This window comes from Pseudomonas sp. B6002 (assembly GCF_013385985.1).
In the GTDB taxonomy this organism is placed as follows: domain Bacteria; phylum Pseudomonadota; class Gammaproteobacteria; order Pseudomonadales; family Pseudomonadaceae; genus Aquipseudomonas.
The window spans coordinates 22,391-48,479 of record NZ_JACAOY010000025.1 but is presented as its reverse complement, the minus strand read 5'-3'; the positions used below and the strand labels follow the sequence as shown (position 1 = coordinate 48,479).

Here is a 26,089-nt window from a genome sequence, read left to right as displayed (position 1 = left end):
TCTGATGGCGACGGTCGCGTGTGTCGGCAAATTACTTCGCGAACAGCTGGCTCATGTCCTTGAACGCCTTGAACTCCAGGGCGTTGCCACACGGGTCGAACAGGAACATGGTGGCCTGCTCGCCGACCTGGCCCTTGAAACGCACGTAAGGTTCGATGACGAATTGAGTCTCACGTGCCCGCAACCGATCGGCCAAGGCTTCCCATTGTTCCCAGTGCAGGATGATGCCGAAATGCGGGACCGGCACATCGTGGCCATCCACCGGGTTGGAATGCACCGACTCCTGGGAGTGGGTCTTGGGGTGTTCGTGGATCACCAACTGGTGGCCGTAGAAATCGAAGTCGACCCATTGCGCGCTGGAGCGACCCTCGGAAAGGCCAAAGACATCACCATAGAAGTGACGCGCGGCGGCCAGGTCATACACGGGAATCGCTAGGTGGAAAGGAGAAAGGCTCACGGTGGCTACCTGCTGGTTCTGTTATTCAGAACTCGATTCTTCACCAGAAAGACCGGGGGATAAAGCGCATATCCTTGGTCCTGAGCCTCAAAAATTTTGATGCTCGCCCCTTATTGGGGCGCGGCCAGCACACTGATGACGCACGAGCGGAATAATTCGAAGAGTGGCAGTTGGCGCTGGGTGTACTTGGTCAGCAGCACGATTTCGCGGAAAAACGTTAGTTTGTCCAATCGCAAAACCCGCACGTCGCTGTCATGTTCCAGCCACAACCCGGCCAAGGGCACCAGGGACACGCCGAGGCCGCTGCGCACCATCTTGACGATGGCGTCCAGCTCATCCAGTTCCAGCGCCAGTTGGGTCTGGATCTTTTGCTCCTTGAGGAACTGCGTCACCTGGCGTCCGCCAAACGAGCCCCGGTCGTAGCGCACAAAGGGCTGTTCGCGCAGGATCTGCAACGGGTCATCGCCCGGCACGTCGTTGGCGGTAATCAGCACAAACGGCTCGCGGGCGATGACTTCAATGTTGAGGTCTTTGGGCAGGTTAAACGGCGGGTTGATCATGATCGCCAGGTCCAGGTCACCGGCATCGACCTGGCTGAGCAGGTTCAACGAAACGCCGGGCACCAGGCTGACTTCGATAAACGGCGCACGCTGCTTCAGGGCTACCAGCGCCTCTGGCAAGAGGCCGGTCTGCACGCTGCCGATGGCGCCGATGCGCAACGAACCCTGGAAGTTGTTGGCACTGTCGGGGGTGCCCATGCGCGAGAAGATATCGAGGATCTCTTCCGCCAGCGGCACCGCCCGCTGCCCCGCCGAATTGAGGGTGGCGGAGCGTCCGGTGCGGTCGAACAGCTTGACCCCCAGGGCGTCTTCAAGGTGCTTGATCTGCGCGCTGACCGCCGATTGCGTCAGCCCCACTTGCTGGCCAGCGGCCGCAAAGGTGCCTTTGCGCGCCGCGCATACGAAGGTCCGCAGTTCTCGAATCATCCAGGCACCCTGTGGTTGAAGGTTCAGCAGCCGCTTAAGGCGACCTGCGGCCGCTCGCCGGCAAAAAAGAACGGGCGCAGGCGCACGCCCACGCTGTTGCCGATGAACGCGGCCACCAGCCACACCCAGCCATGCAGGCTGCCCGAGGCGATGCCGCTGAAGTACGCGCCGATGTTGCAACCATACGCCAGGCGCGAGCCATAGCCGAGCAGCAGGCCACCGATCACCGCCGCCACCAGCGAGCGTGCGGGGATTTTCAGGCTCGGCGCAAAACGCCCGGTCAGGCCCGCCGCCAGCAGCGCGCCGAGCACGATGCCGATGTCCATGACGCTGGTGATGTCTTCCCACACCGGCGCGGCCAAGGCTTTGGCATTGCCCGGCATTTGCCAGAACGCCCAACTGGCCACGTCCACGCCCAGGCCACTCGCCACCTTGGCGCCCCACAGCGCGAACGCCGAGGTGATGCCCCACGGGCGACCGGCCAGGGCCAGGGTCGCGTAGTTGAGCAACGCCAGGCCAATCGCGCCCCACACCAACGGCCACGGGCCGCGCAGGAAGCGGCGCAGACCGGTGTGTTCACTGGTGACGCCTGCTTCCAGTTGGCCGTGACGGGCTTTTTCCAGACGTACGGTGATCACCGCGATGAGGGCAAACACGGTGAGGCTCAGGCCCATGGCCGGCGCCACGCCGAAGCTCTTGACGATGGAAATCGCCGGGAACGCCGGCAGCGAGAACCACCAGTCCACGTGGTGGGTGGCGATCAACGAACCGCAAATAAAGAACAACAGCGTCACCAGCATGCGCGCATTGCCGCCGCCCACCGTGAACAGGGTGCCCGACGCACAGCCGCCGCCCAACTGCATGCCGATGCCGAAGATAAACGCACCAAACACCACCGACACCCCGGCCGGCGCTACCAGCCCGACCACCGGCTGGCCGAACAAAGTGCCGGCGCCCAGTGCCGGGAAGAACAGCAGCACCGCCACCGCGAGCATCACCATTTGGGCGCGCAAGCCGGCGCCGCGCCGATCATTGATGAACACCCGCCACGCCGAGGTAAAGCCAAAGGCGGCGTGGTAGAGGGTCAAACCCAGCGCCGCACCGACCACCAGCAACAGCACCTGGTGCGCACCAACGCTGGTTTGCAGGAACACGGCGCCAAGCACCAGGAAGATAAAGGCCACCAACGGCGCGACGGGCTTGCGCACGGGGGCGATGGGAAGAGAGGTGCTCATGGGGTTCTCGGTTCGTGTGAATGGGTGGGTTGCGAGGGGGGCAAGTATAAACCGCGAGGTGGCGCCAGCCTTGGTTTATTGGCCCCGTATGACGCGCCAGGGTTTATGAAGAAAATTTAATACAGCCAAACTGTACAGTTTTCCTGCGCGGGTGCTACGGTTCAGGCATGACCGACTCTTCTGTAACGTCCGCCCACGACTCTGCCGCCCTGGCCGCAGCACTGCGTATTTCCCTGGGCAAACTCAGCCGCCGCCTGCGCGAACAGACCCACGCCAACGATTTCACTTCGGCGCAAAAGTCCGTGTTGCTGCGCCTGGACCGCGACGGCCCGGCCACCGTGTCCGCCCTCGCCCGCGCCGAAAGCGTGCGCCCGCAATCGATGCGCATCACCGTGGCCGGGCTTGAGGCCATGCAGGCGGTCAGCGGCCAGCCAGACCCCTGCGATGGCCGACAAACCCTGATCACCCTGACGCCCGCCTTGCGCAAACACCTGACCGAAAGCCGCGCCGCCAAAGACGACTGGCTGCTGCGCGCCCTGCACGAACAACTGTCGCCCCAGGAACAAGATGAACTCGCCGCTGCGGTGGCACTGCTGGAGCGTCTCGCCGATTTTTGACCGACCTGCTTTACGAGGTGCCTGACCATGCAATGGCTTGACCTGCTGTCCTACTTTTTTGGTGGAATGTTCCTGGCGAATGCCGTGCCGCATTGTGTCAGCGGCGTGAGGGGCGAAGCGTTCCAGACGCCCTTTGCGCGGCCCCGTGGTGAAGGCTTGTCGTCGTCGACGGTGAATGTGCTGTGGGGCTTTTTCAACCTGCTGGTCGCCTACCTGTTGCTCGGCCGCGTCGGCGAGTTTGACCTCAAGCACACCAGCCACCTGCTCGCGCTCGGGCTCGGCGCGCTGTTGATGAGCCTGTTCATGGCGCGGCACTTTGGCCGCTTCCACGGTGGCAACACGCCGCAGCCGTCATGAGTTTCCTTGGCACCTTCCGCTCCCTGCGCAGCGTCAACTACCGCATCTGGGCCGCTGGCGCACTGGTGTCGAATATCGGCACCTGGATGCAGCGCACCGCCCAGGACTGGCTGGTCCTCACCCAGCTGACGCCGCACAACGCGTCGGCCGTGGGCATCGTCATGGCGTTGCAGTTCGGGCCGCAACTGCTGTTGCTGCCCTGGACCGGCTTTGCCGCCGACCACTACGACCAGCGCAAAATGCTGATCGTGACCCAGGCGGTCATGGGCCTGCTGGCACTGACGTTGGGCGTGCTGACTGTCACCGGCCTGGTGCAGTTGTGGCAGGTGTATGTGTTCGCGTTTTTGTCCGGCTGCGCGTCGGCCTTCGATGCGCCGGTGCGGCAGATCTTCGTCGCCGAACTGGTGGCCGAGAAGGATTTGTCCAACGCCATCGCGCTCAACTCCACCTCGTTCAACATGGCGCGCATGATCGGCCCGGCCGTGGCCGGTGTGACGATTGCGTCGGTGGGCACCGGCTGGGCATTCCTGCTCAATGGTTCGAGTTTCTTTGCGGTGCTGGTGTCGCTGTTTTTCCTGCGGGTCTCGGGCCAGGCCACTAAAGTGCGGGCGCTGCGCACCAAGGGCAGCCTCACCGAGGGCATCCGCTACGTGTGGGCACGGCCGGACCTGAAGGCGATCCTGTTGATGCTGTTCCTGATCGGCACCTTCGGCATGAACTTCCCGATCTTCATCTCGACCATGGCCGTCAGCGTGTTCCACGCCGATGCACGCGGCTATGGCTTGCTCACCTCGACCCTGGCCATCGGCACCATCGCTGGCGCCCTGCTCGCTGCCGGGCGCGAGCGGCCGCAGTTCAAATCGCTGCTCAGTGGCGCGGCCGTGTTCGGCGTCGGCTGCACCCTGGCGGCCCTGGCGCCAAACTACTGGACCTTCGCAATTGCGCTGGTGATCATCGGCGTCGGCGCGATGACCTTCAGCAACACCACCAACAGCTTGATGCAACTCACCACCGAACCGCACATGCGCGGCCGGGTGATCGCCTTGCGGGTCGCCGTCGCCCTCGGCGGCACCCCCATCGGCGCGCCCATCGTCGGCTGGGTCGCCGACCACCTGGGCCCGCGTTGGGCGCTGGTCGTCGGCGCGGTGTCAGGTATCCTTGCGGTGGCGGTGGCGATCTATACCTTAAGACGCCAGTTGGACCGGCCAGCTTCTGCGATCGAAGCAGTCACAAAATGAGAGGCGCAGTAACCCCTTGGCCAAAGACATCGAAAACCCGTGCATTTCCATCTGCCAGCTCAGCGGCGACCTCTGCGTCAGCTGCGGGCGCAGCAAGGACGACATCCGCAAATGGAAACGCATGAAACGCCCCGAGAAGATGGCCGCCGTACAACGGGCGACCCAGCGTCTGAAGGCGTTGAAAAAGTCCAAATGACGGTCAGGTGCGCCCGACCGATCCCGATACCGGAAGGTTGCCGAGCAACTTGAGCCCGGTGCTCTTCACGAAGGTCTCGTAGTCCATCGGCTTTTGAATGCGCGTCTCGGCGTTGGGCAGCACATAGGCCCAGGCACGTTTGCTTGAAGCGTCGTACACCAGCTTGAACAGGCGCGTCGGCACCCAGACCTGGTTGTCGCCGATGGTGCCGTAGCCGGCATCGAACAGCGGCCCGGTGAACACGTACACATCGCCGCCGGCACGCACGGCGAACTTGCGCACGTCGGCCTCGACCTTGCTCCAGATCTTGCGGTTGTTGGTCGGGTCCTGGGGCACCATGTTCGACAGGGCAAAGGACTGGGCCATGGCGTTGGCATTAGGTGCATCAGCGGCCGGGGACTGGTGGCCACGGTCCATGTGCTGGGCGCGGTAGTCGCTCAACTCGGCGCGGCCGCCCTTGGGGATACGCGGGTCGGCATAGAACTGGTTGGTGCGTTCTTCGCCCTTGGCGTCTTTCAGCTTCGCGGCGTTCAGGCGTTCGACCACCACCAGCGGTGTCTTGCTGGTTTGCGAATAGAGCACGGCGAAGTGATCGGAACACAACGCCAGCGGTTTCATGCTGGCCGGCACGGTGGCGGTGTTGATGGGGTTGGCAGCGGGAAACAGGTCGGCGCAGGCGTCGAACGTCAGGCGTTTTTCCTGCGGGGAATACAGGTCGGGCAGGCTGCGGGCGCTGACCCCGGTGGAGAGCAAAACAAGGGCGGACAGCCCAACGGCAATTTTGCGAAGGTGCATGCATTAATTCTTCGAATGGGAATGAAGCGGCAGGCTCCGCGGTGCGGAGCCAAGTGGATGATATTGCGGGAATTATTGACAGGGCATTGTACGATTAGTGCCCGGCGACTGTAGGTTTTCCTACTGCTCGCGCACCCGGCTTGAACCCATGGCTGCGCGCGCCCCAGGCAATCGCAAACGACACACCGATCAACAGCAGCATCGCCCACGGAAACGACGCGACACCCCAGGTATCCAGCAACACACCGCCCACCACACCGCTGCCAGCGATGGCGCTGTTCCACGCCACCACATTCAACGACAACGCCACATCGGCGCCCTCGCCCGCCGCGTCGGCCAGGGCGGTTTGCAGCAGGGTCGCGGCACCGCCGAAGCTCAGGCCCCACACGGTGATCCCGAGGTAAATCACCTGGGGCACATTGCCCAGCAAGCCGAACAACACACTCACCGCCGCAAAGGTCGCCAGGCTCACCAGCACGGTGTTACGCAGCAACGGTTCGACCAGCCTGGCGGTCAGCCAGATCCCGGCCAGCGCGGCGATACCGAACACCAGCAGCACCAGGTCGACCCGCTCCGCCAACCCTGCAGGCGCCACGAACGGCGCGATGTAGGTGTACAGAATGTTATGCGCCAGCATCCAGCTGATCACCACCGCCAGCACCGGCCGCACGCCGGGCGTGGTCAGCACTTTGCCGAGGGACAAGCGCTGGTGCGCAGCCTGCGGCGGATAGTCCGGCACCTTCACCAGCACCCACACGATCAGCCCCAGCGTCAGCGCCGACATCAGGCCAAACGTGGTGCGCCAGCCCACCAGACCACCCAGCCAGGTGCCCAACGGCACGCCCAGCGACAGCGCTATCGGCGTGCCGACCATCGCCAGGGCCAGCGCCTTGCCTTGTTGATGAGGCGCGACCATGCGCCGCGCGTACCCGGCCAGCAGGCTCCACGCCAGCCCCGCCGCTACACCGGCAAAGAACCGCGCCACCAGCGTCACGCCGTAATGGGACGACAGCGCCGTGATGGAGTTGAACAGCAGAAACCCGACGATGGTCAGCAGCAACACATTGCGCCGGCGCCAGCCACGGGTGGCGATGGTCATGGGGATCACCGCCAGCACCGAGCCCAGGGCGTAGGCGGTGACCATCTGCCCGGCCATGGACGGCGAAATCGCCAGGCCATCGCTGATCAACGGCAACAGGCCCGCAGGCAGGGTTTCGGTGACGATGCAGATGAAACCGGTCATCGCCAGGGCAAGCAAGGCGCCAATGGGCAAGCGATCGGACGAGGCCAACAAGGTGATTGAGGGGGTCACGGTAAGCTCCTAAGGCAGACTTAAATACTGATCGATACAAATGTTGCAGGCGCACACGGCGCGTTGTCAACGACTTATGTATCGACTAGTATTTATCTCGTTTTCCACCGGAGATCGGTAATGGCAACCATGGGCCGCCCCCGCAATTTCGACCGTGACCAGGCCGTCGACCAGGCCTTGCACCTGTTCTGGCAACACGGATACGACGCCACGTCCCTCACTCAACTCAAGGCCGGCCTGGGTGGCGGCATTTCCGCGCCAAGCTTTTACGCCGCGTTCGGCTCCAAGGAGGCGCTGTTCGATGAATGCGTGCAGCGCTACCTGGCGACCTACGCCCAAGTCACCGAATGCCTGTGGGACGAAACCCTGGCACCGCGCCAGGCCGTTGAAACCGCGCTGCGCCAGTCGGCCCGCATGCAGTGTGAAGATGGGCACCCAAAAGGCTGCATGGTGGCCTTGGGTGTGATGAGCGCCCCGAGCCCGGAGAATGCTCGGGTGGCCGATGCGTTGACCCAGTCACGGGCACGAACGCGTGCGGGCATCGTGGCGTGCATCGAACGGGCAGTGAACGCGGGGCAATTGCCGGACACGCTCAACGTAGCGGCGATGGCGACGGTGTTTGACAGCTTTTTGCAGGGCGTTTCGATTCTGGCGCGGGACAACGTGCCACACGCAACCATCAATGCGGCGATCAGTCAGCTCCTGCTGACATGGGACATTGCCGCCTCTACGGCGCCGCCCACTCGTCACGACACGCCATCAGAAAATCCACAAACGCCCGCACCCGATGGGGCACATAGCGCCCATGGGGATACAGCAAGGTAAACGGTCGCGAGCGGCCGCCAAAGGGTTTCAACACCTCCACCAGGCTGCCGTCCGCCAGTTCCTGCTCGACGATGAACTTGTAGGTCTGAAACAACCCGGCGCCATGCTTGGCCAGGGTTACGCCGCCCAGCACATCGTCGGAGCAACTGTAGCCCGCCTCCCCCGCGTACTCCCGATCCTTGCCGTCCACCTGGAACAGCCACGGAATGCGCCGGCCATTGCTCGGCAATTCGTATTGGATGCATTCGAACCCTGGCAGATCCTCCAGCGTCTGCGGGACGCCGGCGCGTTGCAGGTACGCCGGTGCAGCGACCACCACCAGCTCGGCGTCTTCCAGCAGGCGCGCAATCAACGATGAATCCGGCTGGGCCCGCACGCGCACCGCCAGGTCATAGCCCTCGGCGACAAAGTCGATGTTGCGGTTGCTGATGTGGATGTCCACGCTGACGTGCGGGTACAGCGCGCGGAATGTTGGCAGCAAAGGCAGCAAGCGGTGGTGCGCATAGGTGGTGGGAATGCTGATGCGCAACAGGCCGGACGGCACGGACTGCGCGCCCATCACTTCCTGTTGTGCCTCCACCAGTTGGCCCAGGGCCTGGCGGCATTGTTCGAAGAACGTACGGCCGCTGTCGGTGAGACGGATGCTGCGCGTGGTGCGCACAAACAGGCGCGAGCCCAGGCGCTCTTCCAATCGCGAGACGCTGCGGCTCACTGCTGCCGGCGTGACACCCGCCACCTGCGCGGCGGCGGTGAAACTGCTGGCTTCGGCGGCGAGGCAGAACAACTCGATGCTGCCCAGCTGCAAGTCTTCGAAATGGCGCTTCATGAGTGACACCGGCTACACGACGATTGAGGCGCTGATGATCCTGCCCAACGGCCCTTCACCACAAGGCCCGCGTGTACGTGATCAGCACCCGCACTTCATCTGCATCACGGCTGAACGAGGAACGGTAGGTGGCGTCACGTACCCGCAAGGCCAGGTTTTTAAAAGTGCCGCTCTGGATGACGTACTTCACTTCGGTGTCGCGCTCCCATTCCTGGCCCGACATCGCACCGACCCGGGCCTCACTGCCGGAAATATAGCGGCTCATGACGCTCAACCCCGGCACGCCCAGGCGCTCGAAATTCAGGTCATAACGCGCCTGCCAGGAACGCTCGTTGGCCTCGGCAAAATCGCCGATCTGCGAGAAGTTGACCAGGTACGCATCACTGCCTTCCACATAGGGAAACGCACTGCGCCCGGCCATGCGCTGGTAGCCGACGCTGAACGCCTGCGCGCCCATGGCGTAACCGAGCATTGCGCTGAGTGCCCGGTTATCAATCGGCCCGCCGCGCGCCGCGCCCTGGTCTGTGCTGGAAAAAAACCGCACGTCGGTATTCAACGTGCCCGCCCCAAAAGGCTGCGCTACCACCAGCCCGACAAAGTGCTGGCTGTAGACGTCGCTCAACTGCGCATAGTGATAGCTGAACTTCACCCGTTCATTCAGGGCGCGATCAAAGCCGGCCAGGCTCAGGTGGCCGCCCGGCGCATTGCGGGCAAACCGGTTGTTCTTGTTGTTGAGGGTGATGTCCTCATAACTCGTATCGCTGCGAGCCTTGGCTTGTTGCAACTGCCCCGCCGTCACCAGCGTGTTGGCCAACGCCTGGGAGGTGACCAGCGCGCCCTGGAACGACTGCGGCAAAATCATCCCGTCATTGGGCCGCAAGGTCGGCAGCGCCGGGATCAGCGAACCCACCTTCAGTTCGGTACTCGCGACGTTGACCTTGGCGGTCACGCCCAACTTGCCGTAGCTCGCCGCCGCCCGACCGTCAGAGCGTACCGGCAGCAGGCCGCTGCCGGCGCGGTCGGGGCTCGAATCCAGGCGCACGCCGACCATGCCCAACAGGTCCACACCAAAGCCGACAAGGCCCGGCGTGTACCCCGATTCGAACTTGAGCATCAACCCTTGCGCCCATTCATCGCGCTTGGATTGCTGCGGTCCATCCCGAAAATCCCGGTTGAAGTACACATTGCGCGTCTCGACCGTGGCGTGGGAATCGCTGAAAAAATCTGCGTGAGCCACGCCACTCAACCCCATGAGCAGCAACACGCCAAACCGCAGCCTGCGCATCGCCTTACACTCCGCGTTGCAACAGGCTGAGCAGGCGCTCGCCAAACAAGGTCAGGCCTACCCCCAGCACCACCACCGACGCGCCGATCATTTTGATCGATGCGGCAGGCCGCACCACGGCGCCGAGCCAACCGAAGTGGTCGATGGCCAGCGACGACAGCAATTGCCCGGCGATCACCAGCACTAACAGGTTGGCCAGGCCAATGCGCGGCGCCAGCCACACGGTGCAGAAAATCGCCGCTGCACCCAGCACGCCGCCCACCAGGCGCCAGCCCGGTTGGCTGGGGATCACGCTGAGGGCGTCAGTCAGGCCTCCGCGCAGCAATGCCATTACCCCCAACACCAGCATGCCGGTGAAGAATGAATAAAACGCCGCCGCCAGCGTGTTGCCCGTCATGGCCCCCGCCAATTGGCTGTTGACCGCTGCTTGTAGCGCAATCGCGATGCCGGCCAGGAAGGCCAGCGCAAAGGAAATCAGGACCATGACAAATACCTCTTACAGGGCAGGCAGAGGGGAAAAGTGTTCGGCAAACGGGTCTGGGCGATAGCCAGCCGCGCTGAACAAATGCTCGCGGGACTCTTCGGTGGCGCGCTCCAGCTGCTCGCGGTCCACACCCAGCACCACACCACCGCGTTTGCGCAGGCGGCCGGCGATGATCACGGTGTCGATGTCGCCGCGTTCAGCCGCATGCACCACGGTGCCCAGGGCGTTGTTCGACGGATAGATACCGAGGTTGTCAGTGCGAATCAGCAGAATGTCGGCTTGTTTGCCCGGAGTGAGGCTGCCGATTTTTGCGTCGAGACCGGCACAGGCGGCGCCGTCAAGGGTCGCGGCTTTGAGCAGTTGGCGAGCGTTGACCAATGCCGGGGCCGCAGGTTGGCCATGGAAGCGGGCGTTATGGGCAGCGGCGCGTTGCAGGTAGAACGCCACGCGCATTTCGCCAAACATATCGCCGCCGTAGGAGCTTTCGTTGTCGACGCTCAGCCCAGGGTTCATGCCGTGGTCCACGGCTTTTTGCCAGGCGAACACGCCATCCTCCAGACCGTAGTGGGCGTCGGAGCGTGGGCACACGTTGACCTTCACGCCAGCGTCGCGCAGCACCGACCAGCCACGGTCCGGCAGGCAGGTACAGTGGTTGAAGATGTTGTCCGGGCCCAACAGGCCTTCCTGGTGCAAGGCGTCCAATTCACTGGCCATGCCCGCGCCGAAAAACTCGGTGACGATGCTCAAGCCCAGCTCACGGGCGACGGCCCATTGGCTGCGGTCGATCTGCGCCATCATCGCCAGGCTCACCAGTGCGTCGGGGTCGGTGGCGTATTTGCCCTTCAAACGGCCGAGGTCTTGGGGCCACTGGTCGCAAGCCCAGGTGCCGGACAACGGCGCGCCCGGCGCATGCACGGCGCGGATACCCGCATCCTGCAAGGCCTCAATGGCCGCATCGGAGTGCGCACCGCTGCGCGCGTTGTGGGAGTTGTCGATGATGGTGGTGATACCGGCGTTGATGCAGCCCAACGCGGTGAGCAGGTTGCCGACGTACATGTCCTGCGGCCGGTAGTACTTGGCAAACGAGAAGTGCGTGGCGTTGCAGTAGTCTTCTAGGCTCGGCGAGTCCGGGTTGATACGGCGCAGCTGGCCTTCCCAGGCATGCCGGTGGGTGTCGACCATGCCCGGCATGACGATCATGCCCTTGGCGTCGATGACCTGGGCGCCCTCGGCGTCGAGGTGCTGGCCGACAGCTATGATTTGAGTACCACGCACCAGCACATCGCCTTCGGCAAAGTTACCGAGGGCATCGTCCATCGTCAGCACGGTGCCGCCACGGATCAGCAGCAGGCGTTGGTCATCGGGCAACGGCGCCAGGGCCGTGGTCAACAGGTCAAAACGGGCGGAAAACGACATGGGGTGAACTCCTCGGGCCTGGGCAACATTGCCGCATGCCTGAATTGTCCGACCCGTGGGGTTTATTTAGAATATCGAAACATCTTCAAACATTATGAAGGAGCGCATACACAATGCGCAGTCAGGATTTCCCCCACCTCAAGGCGTTTTTCACCGTTGCCCAGGCGCGCAATTTCTCGCGGGCGGCGCAGTCTCTGGGGGTTTCGCCGTCGGCGTTGAGCCAGACCATCAAGGGCCTGGAGGAGCGTTTGGGCGTCAGGTTGCTCAACCGCACCACGCGCAGCGTCTCCACCACCGAGGCGGGCACTCAGTTGGCCGAACGCCTGCGGGTGATTTTCGATGACCTGGATGCCGCCCTCGAAGCGCTCAACCACTACCGCGACACGCCCACCGGCACCCTGCGCATCTGCGCGCCGCAGGTGGCAATGCTGCACTTTATCCAGCCGATCCTGCCGGCGTTTCAGGCGGCGTACCCGGACATCCAGCTGGAGCTGACCAACGACGACAGCACGACTGACATCGTCGCCCAGGGCTACGACGCGGCGATTCGCCTGGGTGAGTTCATCGAGCAGGACATGATCGCCCTCAAGCTCAGCGAGCCGCTGACCCAGATCGCTATTGCCTCGCCCGCCTACCTGCATCAGCGCGGTATTCCGCAGGCCCCGGCCGACCTGCTGCAACACAGCTGCGTGAACTGGCGGCGCTCCGGTGAGAGCGGCTTGTACAAATGGCGGTTTTTCAACGACGGCACGCCGTTTGAGCTGAGCGTCAAAGGCTCGCTGGTGGTGAGCGATTGCGCGGTGGCGCTGCAATCGGCAGTGGACGGCCTGGGCATTACCGTGTGGATTCGCGAATGGCTCAAGGCCGAGCTGGACAGCGGCGCCCTGGTGCCGCTGCTGGAAGCGTGGTCGACACCCTTCCCCAGCTTTTACCTGTACTACCCCAGCAACCGGCAAATGTCGTCGGCGCTGCAGGTGTTTATCGCAGCACTACGCCAGGGCCATGCCGGCTGATCGGCGCGGCCCGTACAGCACCGCCTTGATCACGATCACCAGCAACGACAACCCGGCAAACAGCAACCCGCAGACGAGGGTGCCGGGCAAGCCGTAGGTGTCGATGAACACCCCGCCGATCCATGACCCCAGGGCGATCCCGGCATTCGCGGCCGACACATACAAGCTGGTGGCAAAGGACTGCGCCTGGGGTGCTGTCTCGGCCAGCCACATCTGGGAAATGACCATGCCGCTGGTATGAATCGCGCCCCACAGCACCACGATGACTGCCATCGAACCCACCGAGGCGCTACCCAGGCTGTGCAACACCCCGTAGGCCGCGCTCAACAGAATCGGAAACAGCACCACGGTTCTGACCAGGTGATTGCTCAACGCTCGCCCGGCCAACAAGTTGCCCAATACACCACCGACGCCAAAGATCACCAGCATCAGGCTGATGGTCTCAGCGTCCATGCCGGTTTCGCTGCGCAGGTATTCGGCCGCGTAGCTGTACACCGCAAACTTGCTGGTGAAGATCAGCACCGTGGCGACTATCGCCAACCACACGGCCGGGCTTTTCAGGATCGACAGCTGGCTGGCAAAACTCTGCGGCACCGTGACCTGGCGCGGCAATTTCAACAACAGGCCGATACCCGCCAACCAGGTCGCCGCCGCGCAAAACAGAATCGAGGCCTCATAGGAAAACCGCCCTGCCACCCACGCCGTGATAGGCACACCAAAGACCAGGCCCAGGGTGGTGCCTATGAACGCCACGGTGGTGGCATGGGTCGCGCGCTCCTTGGGGTACAGCGACACCGCCGCCGCGAACGCAGCCGAGAAAAACACCGGATGCAGCATCGCCGGCACCACGCGCAAGGCCATCAACGTCGAGTAATTCGGCGCATACGCCGACAGCACGCTGCACAGTGAGAAACACAGCAAAGCGCCCACCAGCACGTGCTTGCGATCAAAGCGCGAAAACACCAGCACCAGAAACGGCCCGCACAGCGCGACAATCAAGGCAAACAGACTCATCAGCAAGCCGGCTTGCGCCACACTCACCCCGAAACGCTCGACGATCATCGGCAAGATACCGACCACGCCCAACTCCAGGGTATAGAGCCCGAACAGGCCCAAAATGATGAAGGGCATCACGCTCATGGGTTTGATCGGCGTGCTCATAGGGCCAGGTCCACCACCACTTTGCCGAAGGCGCCACGGTTCAAGTGGGCGAAGGCCTCGGGCACTTGATCAAACCCGTAGGTGGCATCGATCACCGGCGTTATGCCGTGATGTTCAATCATGCGCACCAGGTCTTCCAACGCACGGCGCGGGCCCACGGCCACCGCGACGATGGACGCACGGCTACCCAGCAGCGGCATGATCGGCGTGCGCAGCTCATCGGACTCCAGCAGGCCGATAATCGACACGCGCCCACCGGGGACTACCGCTTGAAGGGAACGCCCGAGGTTATCGCCACCGGCCATTTCCAAGACGTGATCGGCGCCACGGCCGTCGGTCAGGGCCAACACGGCGGTGTGCCAATCCGGGTTCGTGGTGCGGTTGATGCCATGGGTCGCGCCGAGCGCGATGGCCTGGGCGATTTTCTCGTCGCTGCTGCTGGTGACGATCACCTTCGCCCCGCTGGCGGCGGCCAACTGCACGGCAAACAGCGACACCCCGCCCGTGCCTTGCACCACCACGGTTTGCCCGGCGTGCAAATGCCCCAGCTCGATCAATGCCATCCAGGCCGTCAACGCCGCAATCGGCAAGGTGCTGGCCTGCACCGGCGTGAGGTTGTTCGGCGCGCGCACGCACCAGTCGGCAGGTGTGGCAACGTACTGCGCGAGCATGCCCTGGATCGGCCCGCCCTGGGTTGGCATTTGCGCCCAGGTTTGCGGATTGCCGTCGATCCAGTTGGTAATGTAGGTGGAGATCACCTTGTCACCGACGGCAAAACGCGTGACGCCCGGGCCAATCGCAACCACGGTACCCGCCATGTCGGAGGCCGGGGTGAAGGGGAATGCCAGGGTGGCGGTCATGCCGTTTTCCACGACTTGGGTGTCGCGGTAGTTGAGTGATACGGCATCAACTTTAACCAGCACCTCACCGTATGCAGGGGTTGGCAGTGGCCGTGTGGCGAGCTGGAGGTTATCCAGGCCAAACGCGGAAATTTCCCAGCGGTGCATTGAATCGGACATGGCGGCGATCTCGGTGGTTGGACAGTAGCGCCGATGATAGGAGCCGGATACGCCGGGAATAAGTGGGTGACCACTCCTCGGTCTGCGGACGTTTTTGTCCGTAATGGCGTAAGGTAGCGGGTAATCCCCTGCCCGCCTGCGAGAGTGACCTTGGACAGCTTGAATGCGTTGACGATTTTCGTGTCGGTCGCCGAGACCCGCAGCTTCGTGGCCACCGGCCGATTGATGGGCGTGTCGGCTTCGGCCATCGGCAAAAGCATTGCGCGCCTGGAGCAACGCTTTGGCGTCCGGCTGTTCAACCGCAGTACCCGTAGCATCACGCTGACCGATGAAGGCGAACGCTTCCTGGAGCGCAGCCTGCGCATCCTCGGCGAAATCGAAGCCGCCGAAGTGGAGTTTTCCCAGACCAGCAGTACGCCCCAGGGCCGCTTGAAGATCAGCTTGCCGCTGGTCAGTGAGCCTTTCTTGCCGGTGCTGGCACAGTTCAAGAAGGCCTACCCCACGGTGGACCTGGACCTGACCTTTGATGACCGCCGCGTCGACGTGATTGAGGAAGGCTACGACGCGGTGATTCGCGCCGGTGACGTGCCGGACTCCAGCCTCACATCACGCTTGCTCGGGCGTTACCAGATGATCGTGGTGGGCGCGCCGGACTACTTCCGTCAATACGGCGTGCCGCAGCACCCCCGGGACCTGTTGCAACACGCGTGCATTCAGTTCCGCTTTCCCAACACCGGCAAGCTGCAGGTCTGGCCCTTTGGTGGCGAGCACGCCGATTTCGACCTGCCGTTGCCGACATCAATGGTCTGCAACAACCTCGAAGCGCGCATCTGCTTTGCCATCCAGGGCATCGGCATCGCCTACCTGCCTGACTTCGCCATCCGCCCTGCGCTCGACGCCAATGCACTGGTACAGATCCTTCCCGACTGCTCGCGAGGTGAGGTCTACCGGATCATGTGGCCTACGGGCAAACACCCGGCGCCGAAGTTGCGGGTGTTCATCGACTTCCTTCGGGCACGGCTGTTTCCCGAGCAGCACTGACCGCCATTGTGGCCTGCGGGCCTCCTGTGGCAAGCGGGCTTGCCGCAATTGAGCCGAAACAAGCCGACACCGAAAGCCACCGGCCCCCGCCCCACGCCCTGCTAGCGTCAAGGATTCCACCCCTTTCACCCAAGGAGCAACGGATTGCCCCCTCAACCCAACTCACACCTTTTGCGTCGCGGCCGCTACTCCGAGCCCGGCCGCGCGTATCTGGTCACCGTCGTTGTCCATCAGCGCCAGCCCTTGTTCCGGGATTTTCACCTGGGTCGACTGTTGGTGGCAGAACTGCGGCGTGTTCACGAGGCAGGCCTGGTCAACTCACTGGCCTGGGTAGTGATGCCCGATCACTTTCATTGGCTGTTCGACCTCAACAACACAACCTTGCCGGACGTGATGCGGCAGACCAAGTCCCGGAGCACCCTGAGCATCAATCGGGCGCGACACAGCCGAGAAAAATTCTGGCAGCGCGGCTATCACGACCGCGCCGTTCGCACCGAAGAAGACCTGAAGAAAATCGCCCGCTATATCATCGCCAACCCCCTACGGGCGGGGCTGGTTGAGCGGGTGGGTGATTATCCATTGTGGGATGCGGCGTGGTTGTAGTGGCTTGTGGGGTTTCTGTGGCCTGTGGGCTTTCTGTGGTGAGCGGGCTTATTGTGGTTTGCAGGTTTATTGTGGCGAGCGGGCTTGTCGTGGCGAGCGGGCTTGCCCCGCGTTGGGCTGCGAAGCGGCCCCAAAACCTCCCACCCCGGTTTTTCTGAAACACTGCGGCGGCCTTACTGGGGCGGCTTCGCCACCCAACGCGGGGCAAGCCCGCTCGCCACAACAGGTCCACTTGCAACAACAAGCCCGCTCGCCACAGGGGGGGTTTACAGCTGTGCCAACAACGCCTCGCTCAGCGCATGAGGCTCGCCGTTGAACAGCACGCCCAGCGGATTACAACTGCCCAGGTGCCGATACAGAGCACTGCGTTCGGCATAACTCCCCGCCATCCGCACCGCCGCTTCCACATAGTCTTCATGGGTGCGGGCAATGCTCCACAGCGGCAACCCCACGCGGCGAAACAGGCCTTCGTCGATATGTTCGAACACCTGCGGCCCGGTCTTGCACACGCCCGGCAGGCCCACGGTGAAGGCGTCGATGATGCCGTTGGTGTTGCCGAACGGGAACGGGCTGAGAAACATATCGCAGCCATTGAGCGTGGCCATGTAGTCGGCGTAAGGCTGGTGCGGGTACACCGTGGCATCGCCGACGTAACGCTCGATCAACCGCACCAGTTGCGGGAACAGCAAGCCCTGGGCCTGCCCCACCAAAAAATGAAAACGCACGCGCTTGCCGCTGCTGTGCAAGGTGCGCACGGCAATCGCCTGGCAGGCGCGCAGGAAGGTCGGGTTGAGTTTCATGGTGGTGGCCGCGACGGCGATGTTGACCCAGGGCGTGTCTTCGCGCACGGCAGCCGGCAAGTCGACCGCGATGGCGGAGGGCCGATAGGGCTGCCCATTGGCGGGCAGTTGCAGCAGGCGCTCGGTGAAGCACGCCGGGTCGCCGACAAAATCCGACTCGACGCTGATGCAGTCGATGTGCCGTGACGCGGTCGTGGCCGGATGCCCCAGCGCCGCCACCTGCAAAGGCGCAAAGCGCAGGTTGCTGGCAAACATCGTGATCTGGAACATGCCGACGCTGGGCATGTAGAACACGTCGGGCTGGCGTGCGGCAGCGAGGCTGGTGAGTTGCCGCAGGCAGGCAAACAGGTCGTCGGGCTCGCGCAATTCGATGAATTCATCAAACACGGCGCGGCCCAGGGCATCCACATTGGCAGCGTACCCCACCGCCACCACGTGAAAATCCCGACGTGCCGCTTCCAGCGTGAGCGAGTGGGTGCGATAGATCGAATGCCCACCGGAGAACCATTCCAGCAACACCAGCATCAACGGTTTTTCACGCGCCGGCGCAACGCCCCTAGGCACGCTGCGAATGCCCACGCTGTCGAGCTTGCGTTCGATCAGCGTGTTGATCGACGCCTTGATGCGGTGGCGTTGTGGCAAGTCGGCGTAGCTGCAATGCATGTACACGTCGTGCAGCACGTTCAGCGGCAAGGTATCCAGGCTATCCAGTTGCTCCAGGCGACCAGGCAACCAGGCCAGCAGCGCCTCGCGCTTGGAGTGCGCAGCCGGCGTGCCGAGAAAGCGCGGCGACATCAGCGCCATGAACAGCGCGGCTGCGAGCGTTGGGTTTTGTGCCCACAGCAGTTCCACATCCAGCGGCAATTGCGACTCCGGCGAATACAGCAGGCAGAACTTCACCAGGTCCTGTTCGGCGATGCGGTAGTCGTTGCCGCCGTGCCCGAGCAAATTCAGCGAGCGCAGGATGTGATCGGCGTTGATAAAGGCGCTGGCGGCAAACAACGAAGACAGCCAGCGCTGCAAATTGATCAACTGGCCGAACCCACCTGGGCTGATGCTGAAGCCCGGGTCGGAAAACAATGCGGTAATCGCGCAAGTCAGCCGCGTGAGCACATGGCTTTCCAGCTCGCCGGGGGTGAGCGCGGGCGACACGCTGAGGGAAAATTGCTCCGACAGCTTGCCGTAGTTGCGGTCGATCAATTGCAGCAGGCGCACCAGTTCACGGGCGCCGCCCTCGTGGTCGCGGCTGTAGCACAGGTACTCGAAGGCTTCGAGGGAAAACACCGGTTCGTTCATGGTGCGGTGCCCTGGGCCACGTCGATGTTCACCTGGTCGGCAGCGCTGCCCAGCGGCGTGAGGTGATAGTCGCCGGTCAGCGGTTGGCGCCAGGTGTCGCCGACCATCTGGCTCTGGTGATACTGGCGCGTCGGTTCGGAGGAGGTGTCCAGCAGGCTGTTGTGGATCAGCCCGCCACGGCTGATCAGCACCGCGCCACTGCCGGTGGCCAGGATCGAGGACGTGCCGTTGCCCTGATTGAGGTAATTGCTCGACGGCGTGTCGAGGTCCAGGCGCAGGGTACCGTCCACCACTTGCAGGGTGTTGGTGCCATTGTCGAAGCTCAACGCCGCACCGCTGGCACTGCGCGCGGTGACGGTGAGGTCGCCGCCGCCAGCGGTCATTACGTTGTTAAATCCGCGGGCGTTGGTGGCGGTGAATTGCAGCCCCGCCCCCGAGCCCAGCGCAGTGCCTTGCAGGCGAATATCGCCACTGTTCGACAGGATATTCACCCCATTGCCCGCCCCCGACGCGCCGCTGCGAATACTCAAGCCCGGCGCAGCAGAAGCCGCGCCTGCCGTCCCGCTCAGCGACAGGTTGCCGTCCAGGGTCGTCAGGTTGATCACCGAGCCGGTGCCCGTGGAATTGACCACCGTGCCCGAGTCGCCGGCGCTGCGGCCATCAACCACAATATCGCCACCCGCACCCGCGCTCAGCGTCACCGCTCCGGTAGTGGAGGCCGCCAGGAAAACGCCACGGCCCGACGCCGCAGCACCCTGGACCGTCAAGGTGCCGCTGCCCACGCTCAGGGTTTGGGTGGATGACGCCGCCGTCGAACACACCAGCACACCACTGCCCGACACCGCACTGCCCCGCAGGGTGACATTGCCACTGCCGGTGGCCGCGATGGTGTTGCTGGTGCTGAAGATCCGCGTACCGTTGCCGCTGCCCAGGTTGGTGCTGTCCACCGTGATGGAGCCCACACCCGAGGTCACGATAGTGCTGCCACCGGTCAGCACAAAGGCATCGCCGCTGCCCGTGCTGCTGGCCTGCACGGCGGTGATGCTGATGTTGCCGCCACCGGCGTCCAGGGTGCTGCGGCTGATGTTGATCGCCGTCGCGGTAGAGCCGGCGGCCAGGCTGGCGGACGTGGCGCCGCGCAAGGTGATGTCGCCGCCGCTGGTGCTGATGCGCGTGCCGTTGGTCAACGAAATGCCCACGCCATTGCTGACGTTGGTGCTGGCCCAGGACGTCGCCGGGTCTACTGCGCCGCTGAGGGTGAGGTTGCCGCCATTGGTGCTGATACTCGCGTTGCTCAGGGCCACCGAGCCGTTGCCGCTGTTGTTGAAGTTGGAGACCAACGACACGTTGAGGGTCTTGCCGGTGCCATTGCTGATGCTGGTGTTGGTCATCACGATATTGCGATGCGCCTGCAGGGTCAGGGTCGCGTTGCCCACGCCCTTGACGTTGTCCAGCACGTTGATATCGCCGGACGTGCCCGCCCCTGAAGAGGTGGTCACGAGGATGTTCGCGCCTTCCGACAACGAAGCATTCAGGGTCGCCGAACTCAGGTTGGAGCTGGCCCCCGCATTCGGCGTGAAAGGCGTGCTGCTGGACGTGCCGGTGCTGGCGGTGCGGGTGATGTTGATGTTGAACGGGTCGATCAGCCACGTGCCGCCCTGCCCCGACACCGCGCTGAGGTCGACCACGCCCATCACATCCAGCGCGTGCCCGGAGGTTTCCACCAGCCCGCCACGCCCCTGGCTGCCGGCACCGCGCACGCTGATGCCGCCATAAAATTGCGTGCTGTCCCTGGACCAGAGGATCACTTTGCCGCCGTCACCCTGGCTCAACGCATTGGCGCTGATGCGTGCATCGCTGCCCATGAAGGTGCTGTCGGCCTGGTGCAGGTTGCCGCTGCCTTGATAATCGCCGCCCATCAACACCGTGCCGCCGCCGATGTCGCCGTCGGCATCGATACGGCCGCTGTCGAACAGGCCCACGTATTGGCCGGTCATGGTCACGTTGCCGCCGCGCTCGCCGGCGTTTTTGCCCGACACATCGAGCACGCCGCTGTTGACCACCACCCCGCTGTCACCGCCATCGAGAATGATGCGGCCATTGCGCTGTTGCAGGCTGCGGGCTTCGATCACGCCTTCGTTGTTCACCACATTGCTGAGCATGGCCTGGGAGTCGCGGGCGGTCATGGCCACGGCGCCGCCGTTGGCACTGAGCAGCCCGCGGTTGATCACGCTGGCGCCGATGGCCGGGTCGTTGACCTCGACGTTGATCAGGCCGTCACCGGTGAAGTCCAGGGTGATCTTTTCCCCGCCGCCCAACACCACCGAACCGAGCCTGGCGACCACCGTGCCTTCGTTGCGCACCTGGCTGCCCAGCAGCGCGACGCTGCCGCCATCCCGCGCACTGATCGTGCCCTGGTTGATCACCGCGCCACCGCTGGGCCCGGAAAACACGTACTTGCCGGCCATGAAGTCGCTGTTGGAAATGTTCAGCGAACTGGCCACCAGCCCGCCCACATCCACCATCGACCCCGCGCCAAACAGCACGCCCTGGGGGTTGATGAGGAACACCTGGCCATTGGCATTCAGGTGCCCAAGGATTTGCGAACCGTCGCTGCCGGTGACCCGGTTCAGCGCTACCGACGACGCCCCCGGCTGCAGGAAATTCACCTGGGCGGCACTGCCGATATTGAACGTGTCCCAAGTGGTGATCAGGCGGTCGCTGCCCTGGTGCACGGTCATCACATTGCCGTTGCTGCTGATGGTGCCGCTGCCAGCGACCACTTGGCCATTGGTGGGCAACGCGTTGCTGTCCAGGGCCAGCGCGGGCAACGGCGTCAGGCTGTAGAGCGCGCAGAGCACGGCGAAACTCAAGGGTTTGAGAACAGGCAGCGCGGTTTGGAATTGTGGTTTGCTCACAGCCTTCTCCTCAGAACGAATAGTTGATGCCAGTGCCGACGGCGCTGATGGTGGTGCCCGCGCCGGGCGAATAACCGCTGGCCGCCGTGACGCCGGTAAGGGCGAAGTTGTAGTTGGCCAGGGAGTTGTTCTTCAGCAGCACGTACTGGGTGAACAGGTCGATGCGCTTGGTCAGCTTGTAGTTGGCGCCAATGGCGTACTGGGTGGCGCCCATGCCGTGGGTGTCGCACTCCACCGGGGTGGCGCGGATCATCTCGCACTTGCCGGGCAAGGCCTTGCCGTAGCTGGCCTTCAGGGTCCAGGGGCCGATCTTGTGGGACGCCCCCACCAGGTAGGCCCGGCGGCGGTACTTGGAAAGGTCGCTGGTGGTGGTGCTCGTGTTGATCACGCCGTCTTCGGAATAGGACAGGTCATCGGCGATCAGCGACAGCTTGGTCGCGCCAAAGTCGTAGGCCAGGCCGTAACGGAAACTGAAATCATCCGACGAGGTGCCGTCGGTGACATGGGTGCTGCTGCCCAAGCCGCGCGCGTTACGGCCCAGGTCGGCAATACCGAAGTAGTTGATGTGCCGCTCGGTGGCGAACACCGCCGTGAAGCCGCCGTTGTTGTAGGTCAGGCTGCTGCCGTAGACATAGCCTTTGTCCACATCACTGGCGGCGCTCATGCCGTTGTTCGAATAGGCCAGTTTGAGTTGCAGGCCGTTCCACTCCGGCGTCCAGTATTCCACCACGCCGGCCTGGCGGCGGTTGAACGCCGCGTCGCCATTCACTGCCGTGTCGTTGTAGCTCTGCGGGCCGTTGACGTTGGTCGACAGGCCGGCGCTGAAGCCCGGCGAGCCGATGATGTTGAAGTACGCCGCACTGGTCTTGCCGTTGAACGGGTCCAGGGTGGTGGTGGACTCTTTCATCGGCATGTCCCACACGCCATACAGCAGCGTGCCGTAGTCGGTGTTATTGAACGCCGCACCGGTGTTGCGCAGCTTGGTGCTCGGCGATGCCGACGGGTTCACCGACTTGTCGTTGCTCGCGGTGTAGTTCATCGAGATGCCGTATTCCAGTTGCCACAGCAGCTTCCAGTCATCGGTGAGGCCATAACCACCGTGCACGCCGAGGGCGGACACGTTGTCGCGGGCGCGCCAGAAGCTCGCCATGTTGCGCCCGTTCGGCGTGGCCAGGCGGCTCTGGTCAGCCGGTGCTGCCGGGGTGGAGCCGTGGCGGTCGACGTATTCAGGGACGATGCCGAAGTTGCCGTAGATGACGGTGTCGGTCTCGGCCACTTCGAAGTCTTCGCCCTTGGAGCCGATGTCGCTGGCCAGCCCGGCGAACGCCTGGGGCGAGCCGGAAATCGAGAACCACAGGCGCTTGGCCGCGCGGTCATCGCTGGTAGGGTCGGCTCCCGGGGAGAACGCCAGGCTGGTGTTCATCACCAGGTCGCGGTGATAGAGGTTCAAGCCCACGCCGTAGCCGTAGCGTGTGAGGGTGTTTTCGCTGGCGTCCCACGGGTTCTTGTTGACCGTGACCTTGCCCGCATCGGCAAACAACGTGCCCTCGGCGATAGCGCCGTTGAAGCGCCCGAGGTATTTGCGCAGCTCCAGGCGGCCGAGCACGCCTTCATCGCCGGCCACTTCACCGACAGGATAGGCGCGCACACCGTTAGGCCCGCCAAGGCTGAGTTTTTCCGAAGAGTCGAGGTTCTTGTCGGCCCACTGCCCGGTCACCGAGCCAAACAGCGAGTAGCCATTGCCGAGGTATTGCAGGCGGCTGAAGCTCAGGTTGGCCTTCTTGTAGTGCCCGGCAGCGTTGGAGGTGAGCGCATCCAACGCGGCGTCGGCCGGCGTTTTCTTGTCCAGGTCACCAATGCCGTAGGCCAGGCTCCAGGTGTTGCTGCCTTGCCAGTCATCGCGCCAGTTGCCGTACAGCGTGGCGCTGCGAAACACCGCCGACTTGTTCACGGTAAAACCACCGGCGGAGTCTTCAAAGCGCCGGTGATCTTCGGCCAGGTTGACACTGATATTGCTGTCACGCGAACGCAGCAGCGAGCTGTTGATGAACACCGAAGACACCTGCGCGGTGCCGTCGGCATCCAGGCCCTTGAGGTTCTTGCCGATGCTGTATTCCAGCTCGGCGTAGTTGGCGCCCACCGAGATCCCGGTGGCGCCCAGCGGTTGCTGGTAACCGATGCCCTTGATGTTCAGGCCTTCGAAGGAGTTCTGCGAAGTGGCGGTAAAACTGTCGCCAAGGCCCAGGGCGTCGTTGAGGCTGACGCTGGAAGTCAGGCGGTTGCTGCCGGTGTAGTAGTTGCCGTAGTTGTCGATGGCGGCGCGGGCGGTCCAGGCGGTCATCTCGCTGAGCTTGAGCACGATGTCGGCGGCGCCGGGCTGCTGCGACGGCCGCAGGATCGCGTGCACGGCCACGCCGGTGATGTCCGACAGGCGCAGCAACACGCGCTCCAGGTCTTGCTCACGGATGATGGTGCCGGAGGGCAGCGCATGGATGAACTGCTGCTGCACTTCAGGGCGCAGGCGCACATTGGCGTCCGGCAATGCGCTGACCTGGCCGATCACGCCCTCGGAGACACCGATGGTTACCTGGCCATTTTGAATGTCCTGGGCCGGCAGGTAGGCCCGCGCCACCAGGTATCCCCGCGCTCGGTACAGCGCCGTAACTTGCGCGGCGGCGTCACGCAGGCCATCCAGGTTCAGGGTCTTGCCGGCGTAGGGCAGCAGCACCGGTTGCAACTGGGCATCGCTGAGTTCGCGGTTGCCGGTGACCACGAAGCGTTTGACCTGCACTTGCACCGTCGAGTTGCCCGCTTTGGGCACTGGCGTGTCGTCCTGGCTTTCGATGCGCACACTGCCGGGAGCGGCCGGCTGCGCATTGTCGGTGGGGCGCAGCACCGAGCGGCTGTTATCGAACAGGGTGCCGGACGACGGCAGCGTGTCGGCCTGGGCCTGGGCAGCGATCAGGGCGGCGGCCAGCAGCGACAATGCGCCAGGCCCCCAGGTGCGTGGCACCCGGGCAGTGGGGAGAGTTGGGCTCATACAGTTCTCTTATTGTTTTTATCGAGACGCAGCGTTGGGCAAACAGCGTGGTGCTCAGGGAAACAGCATTCGCGCCACCGCCTTGTCACCCAGGAGGCGCGCCGCGTTGTGGCCGATACCGGGAATCGTGTGCTGGGGATGGCGCAAGGGGATCTGCCATTGGTTCGACAAGAACTGCTCGTAGCTGACGAAATTCAATTGCCGATCAAGCCGGGTGTCGCCCTGGTAATTGGCCCCGCAGGAGCTGTCGAGCACACGGCTGGTGGGGTTGTTGTCCTGGGCACCGACCAGGTAGGTGATATCGCGCGCGGCATAGCGGGCAAACACTTGGCGGTTCGTCAGGTGCTGGTTCTGCAGGTAGGCGGGCGCATTGTCGAGGCCATAGCGATAGCGGCTGTAGCTGGGGCACATGATGCTCACCACCGGCTTGAACACGCCGTCCTGCCAGCGGTTTTCGTCGAAGTACACATAGCTCGAGGGGCTGGCGACCACGTAGCGGATCGTCAGGCCGTGGGCCTTGAGGCTGGCGTCGAGGTCATTCATCACCGCGTAGCGTTGCATCAGTTGCGCGCCGGCCGAATGGCTGACCATCACGATTTCCTTGAGCGCCGGGTATCGCTGGCGATCGGACAGGTAGCCGACCACATCGTCGAGCACCTGGAAGGCTGGAATGCCTTTGCGCCCGAACTGCGATTCGATGCCGTGCATCCACTTGTCCCGTGGCCACAGCGGCATGTCATTGCTCACGCCTGAATCGGTGGGGGTGAGGAAATTCGGCGCCAGCAACAAGGTGGTGGTGCTCGGCAGACGGGCGTTGCCCAGCAGCTTGTGACCGGTGTTGAAGTACTGGTCGGCGTCACGCTGCACGCCATGCAAAATCACCACCGCACGCTCCAGGGTCTTGGGCGGGTTGTAGAGGTCGGCGTTGGCGTAGATCGGGAACGGGTAGGCGCTGTCATCGTGGCCCAGACGCAAAACCTGGCGGGCATCGGCTTCAGGCTTGTCGACGCCTTCGCTGTGCACGTCGACCTTGGCGCAACTGCTCAGGGTGCCCATCAGGGCGAGGGAGGCCAAAACGGCGGTGAAGGGTTTCAGGGCGGTGGGCAGGCTTATGAACATGACCGGGCACTTCTCTTGTTTTTTTAAGAGCCTATCAGTGCTGTCCACCT

General features: G+C 63.6%; 23 protein-coding genes. 8 read left to right on the top strand and 15 right to left on the bottom strand.

Features of this window, described 5'->3' with window-relative positions:
- Nucleotides 1–31: 31 nt before the first annotated feature.
- The 3 genes from HX792_RS25255 to HX792_RS25245 all read right to left on the bottom strand — a co-directional run bounded on the left by HX792_RS25255 (nucleotide 32) and on the right by HX792_RS25245 (nucleotide 2,678).
- Nucleotides 32–457, bottom strand: a complete 426-nt coding sequence (locus HX792_RS25255) for a VOC family protein (protein WP_176998632.1) — start codon at nucleotides 455–457, stop codon at nucleotides 32–34.
- 110 nt (nucleotides 458–567) lie between these two features.
- Entirely contained in the window at nucleotides 568–1,443 is an 876-nt protein-coding gene (locus HX792_RS25250; protein WP_176998631.1) for a LysR family transcriptional regulator, read from the bottom strand.
- Nucleotides 1,444–1,466: 23 nt separating this feature from the next.
- A complete protein-coding gene (locus tag HX792_RS25245; protein ID WP_176998630.1) occupies nucleotides 1,467–2,678 on the bottom strand; it encodes a YeeE/YedE family protein in 1,212 nt (403 codons plus the stop codon).
- A gap of 167 nt (nucleotides 2,679–2,845) precedes the next feature.
- Between HX792_RS25245 and HX792_RS25240 the strand changes: the two genes are divergently transcribed.
- From HX792_RS25240 to HX792_RS25225, 4 genes are read left to right on the top strand one after another with little or no spacing between them, the layout of a single operon-like run.
- Nucleotides 2,846–3,295: a MarR family winged helix-turn-helix transcriptional regulator gene (locus tag HX792_RS25240; RefSeq protein ID WP_176998629.1), complete on the top strand. Its 450-nt coding sequence runs from the start codon at nucleotides 2,846–2,848 to the stop codon at nucleotides 3,293–3,295.
- 27 nt (nucleotides 3,296–3,322) lie between these two features.
- Complete coding sequence (locus HX792_RS25235; RefSeq protein ID WP_176998628.1) at nucleotides 3,323–3,652, top strand: hypothetical protein; 330 nt, start codon at nucleotides 3,323–3,325, stop codon at nucleotides 3,650–3,652.
- On the top strand, nucleotides 3,649–4,890 hold the full coding sequence (locus HX792_RS25230) for an MFS transporter (protein WP_176998627.1): 1,242 nt from the start codon (nucleotides 3,649–3,651) through the stop codon (nucleotides 4,888–4,890). Before HX792_RS25235 ends, HX792_RS25230 begins: the two co-directional genes overlap by 4 nt.
- Before the next feature lie 16 nt (nucleotides 4,891–4,906).
- Complete coding sequence (locus HX792_RS25225; protein WP_105695008.1) at nucleotides 4,907–5,086, top strand: DUF1289 domain-containing protein; 180 nt, start codon at nucleotides 4,907–4,909, stop codon at nucleotides 5,084–5,086.
- Nucleotides 5,087–5,089: 3 nt separating this feature from the next.
- Here the strand turns inward: HX792_RS25225 and HX792_RS25220 are convergent, their stop codons facing one another.
- Both HX792_RS25220 and HX792_RS25215 read right to left on the bottom strand, forming a co-directional pair.
- The gene (locus tag HX792_RS25220) at nucleotides 5,090–5,881 is read right to left on the bottom strand and encodes a DNA/RNA non-specific endonuclease (protein ID WP_176998626.1); all 792 of its coding nucleotides are present in this window, start codon (nucleotides 5,879–5,881) and stop codon (nucleotides 5,090–5,092) included.
- Between the two features lie 94 nt (nucleotides 5,882–5,975).
- Nucleotides 5,976–7,193 carry an MFS transporter gene (locus HX792_RS25215; RefSeq protein WP_176998625.1) on the bottom strand — a complete coding sequence of 406 codons (1,218 nt, stop codon included), beginning with the start codon at nucleotides 7,191–7,193 and terminating at the stop codon, nucleotides 5,976–5,978.
- A gap of 120 nt (nucleotides 7,194–7,313) precedes the next feature.
- Between HX792_RS25215 and HX792_RS25210 the strand changes: the two genes are divergently transcribed.
- A complete protein-coding gene (locus HX792_RS25210; protein WP_176998624.1) occupies nucleotides 7,314–8,018 on the top strand; it encodes a TetR/AcrR family transcriptional regulator in 705 nt (234 codons plus the stop codon).
- Here the strand turns inward: HX792_RS25210 and HX792_RS25205 are convergent.
- The 4 genes from HX792_RS25205 to HX792_RS25190 are packed head-to-tail and all read right to left on the bottom strand — an operon-like array spanning nucleotide 7,921 to nucleotide 12,029.
- Nucleotides 7,921–8,844 carry a LysR family transcriptional regulator gene (locus tag HX792_RS25205; RefSeq protein WP_176998623.1) on the bottom strand — a complete coding sequence of 308 codons (924 nt, stop codon included), beginning with the start codon at nucleotides 8,842–8,844 and terminating at the stop codon, nucleotides 7,921–7,923. The genes HX792_RS25210 and HX792_RS25205 overlap by 98 nt on opposite strands.
- 55 nt (nucleotides 8,845–8,899) lie before the next feature.
- Nucleotides 8,900–10,129: an OprD family porin gene (locus HX792_RS25200; protein ID WP_176998622.1), complete on the bottom strand. Its 1,230-nt coding sequence runs from the start codon at nucleotides 10,127–10,129 to the stop codon at nucleotides 8,900–8,902.
- A 4-nt stretch (nucleotides 10,130–10,133) separates the two neighbouring features.
- The gene (locus HX792_RS25195) at nucleotides 10,134–10,613 is read right to left on the bottom strand and encodes a DMT family transporter (RefSeq protein ID WP_176998621.1); all 480 of its coding nucleotides are present in this window, start codon (nucleotides 10,611–10,613) and stop codon (nucleotides 10,134–10,136) included.
- 12 nt (nucleotides 10,614–10,625) lie between these two features.
- Nucleotides 10,626–12,029, bottom strand: coding sequence for an amidohydrolase family protein (locus tag HX792_RS25190; protein ID WP_176998620.1), 1,404 nt, complete (start codon nucleotides 12,027–12,029; stop codon nucleotides 10,626–10,628).
- Nucleotides 12,030–12,142: 113 nt separating this feature from the next.
- Between HX792_RS25190 and HX792_RS25185 the strand changes: the two genes are divergently transcribed.
- Nucleotides 12,143–13,042, top strand: a complete 900-nt coding sequence (locus tag HX792_RS25185) for a LysR family transcriptional regulator (protein WP_176998619.1) — start codon at nucleotides 12,143–12,145, stop codon at nucleotides 13,040–13,042.
- Here the strand turns inward: HX792_RS25185 and HX792_RS25180 are convergent.
- Nucleotides 13,019–14,203, bottom strand: a complete 1,185-nt coding sequence (locus tag HX792_RS25180; RefSeq protein ID WP_256349903.1) for an MFS transporter — start codon at nucleotides 14,201–14,203, stop codon at nucleotides 13,019–13,021. The genes HX792_RS25185 and HX792_RS25180 overlap by 24 nt on opposite strands.
- Nucleotides 14,200–15,222 (bottom strand): NAD(P)-dependent alcohol dehydrogenase, encoded by a 1,023-nt coding sequence (locus tag HX792_RS25175; protein ID WP_176998618.1) that lies wholly within the window; start codon nucleotides 15,220–15,222, stop codon nucleotides 14,200–14,202. The genes HX792_RS25180 and HX792_RS25175 overlap by 4 nt, the downstream gene beginning before the upstream one ends.
- Nucleotides 15,223–15,372: 150 nt before the next feature.
- Here HX792_RS25175 and HX792_RS25170 point away from each other — a divergent pair, with 150 nt between their 5' ends.
- Entirely contained in the window at nucleotides 15,373–16,263 is an 891-nt protein-coding gene (locus tag HX792_RS25170; RefSeq protein ID WP_176998617.1) for a LysR family transcriptional regulator, read from the top strand.
- 144 nt (nucleotides 16,264–16,407) lie between these two features.
- Nucleotides 16,408–16,866 (top strand): transposase, encoded by a 459-nt coding sequence (locus tag HX792_RS25165; protein ID WP_176998616.1) that lies wholly within the window; start codon nucleotides 16,408–16,410, stop codon nucleotides 16,864–16,866.
- A gap of 266 nt (nucleotides 16,867–17,132) precedes the next feature.
- Here the strand turns inward: HX792_RS25165 and HX792_RS25160 are convergent, their stop codons facing one another.
- The 4 genes from HX792_RS25160 to HX792_RS25145 are packed head-to-tail and all read right to left on the bottom strand — an operon-like array spanning nucleotide 17,133 to nucleotide 26,039.
- Nucleotides 17,133–18,962 (bottom strand): peptide transporter, encoded by a 1,830-nt coding sequence (locus HX792_RS25160; RefSeq protein ID WP_176998615.1) that lies wholly within the window; start codon nucleotides 18,960–18,962, stop codon nucleotides 17,133–17,135.
- Nucleotides 18,959–21,880, bottom strand: coding sequence for a filamentous hemagglutinin N-terminal domain-containing protein (locus tag HX792_RS25155; RefSeq protein WP_176998614.1), 2,922 nt, complete (start codon nucleotides 21,878–21,880; stop codon nucleotides 18,959–18,961). The genes HX792_RS25160 and HX792_RS25155 overlap by 4 nt, the downstream gene beginning before the upstream one ends.
- Nucleotides 21,881–21,890: 10 nt before the next feature.
- Nucleotides 21,891–24,920 (bottom strand): porin, encoded by a 3,030-nt coding sequence (locus tag HX792_RS25150; protein ID WP_176998613.1) that lies wholly within the window; start codon nucleotides 24,918–24,920, stop codon nucleotides 21,891–21,893.
- Nucleotides 24,921–24,974: 54 nt separating this feature from the next.
- Complete coding sequence (locus HX792_RS25145) at nucleotides 24,975–26,039, bottom strand: hypothetical protein (protein ID WP_176998612.1); 1,065 nt, start codon at nucleotides 26,037–26,039, stop codon at nucleotides 24,975–24,977.
- Between the last annotated feature and the right edge of the window lie 50 nt (nucleotides 26,040–26,089).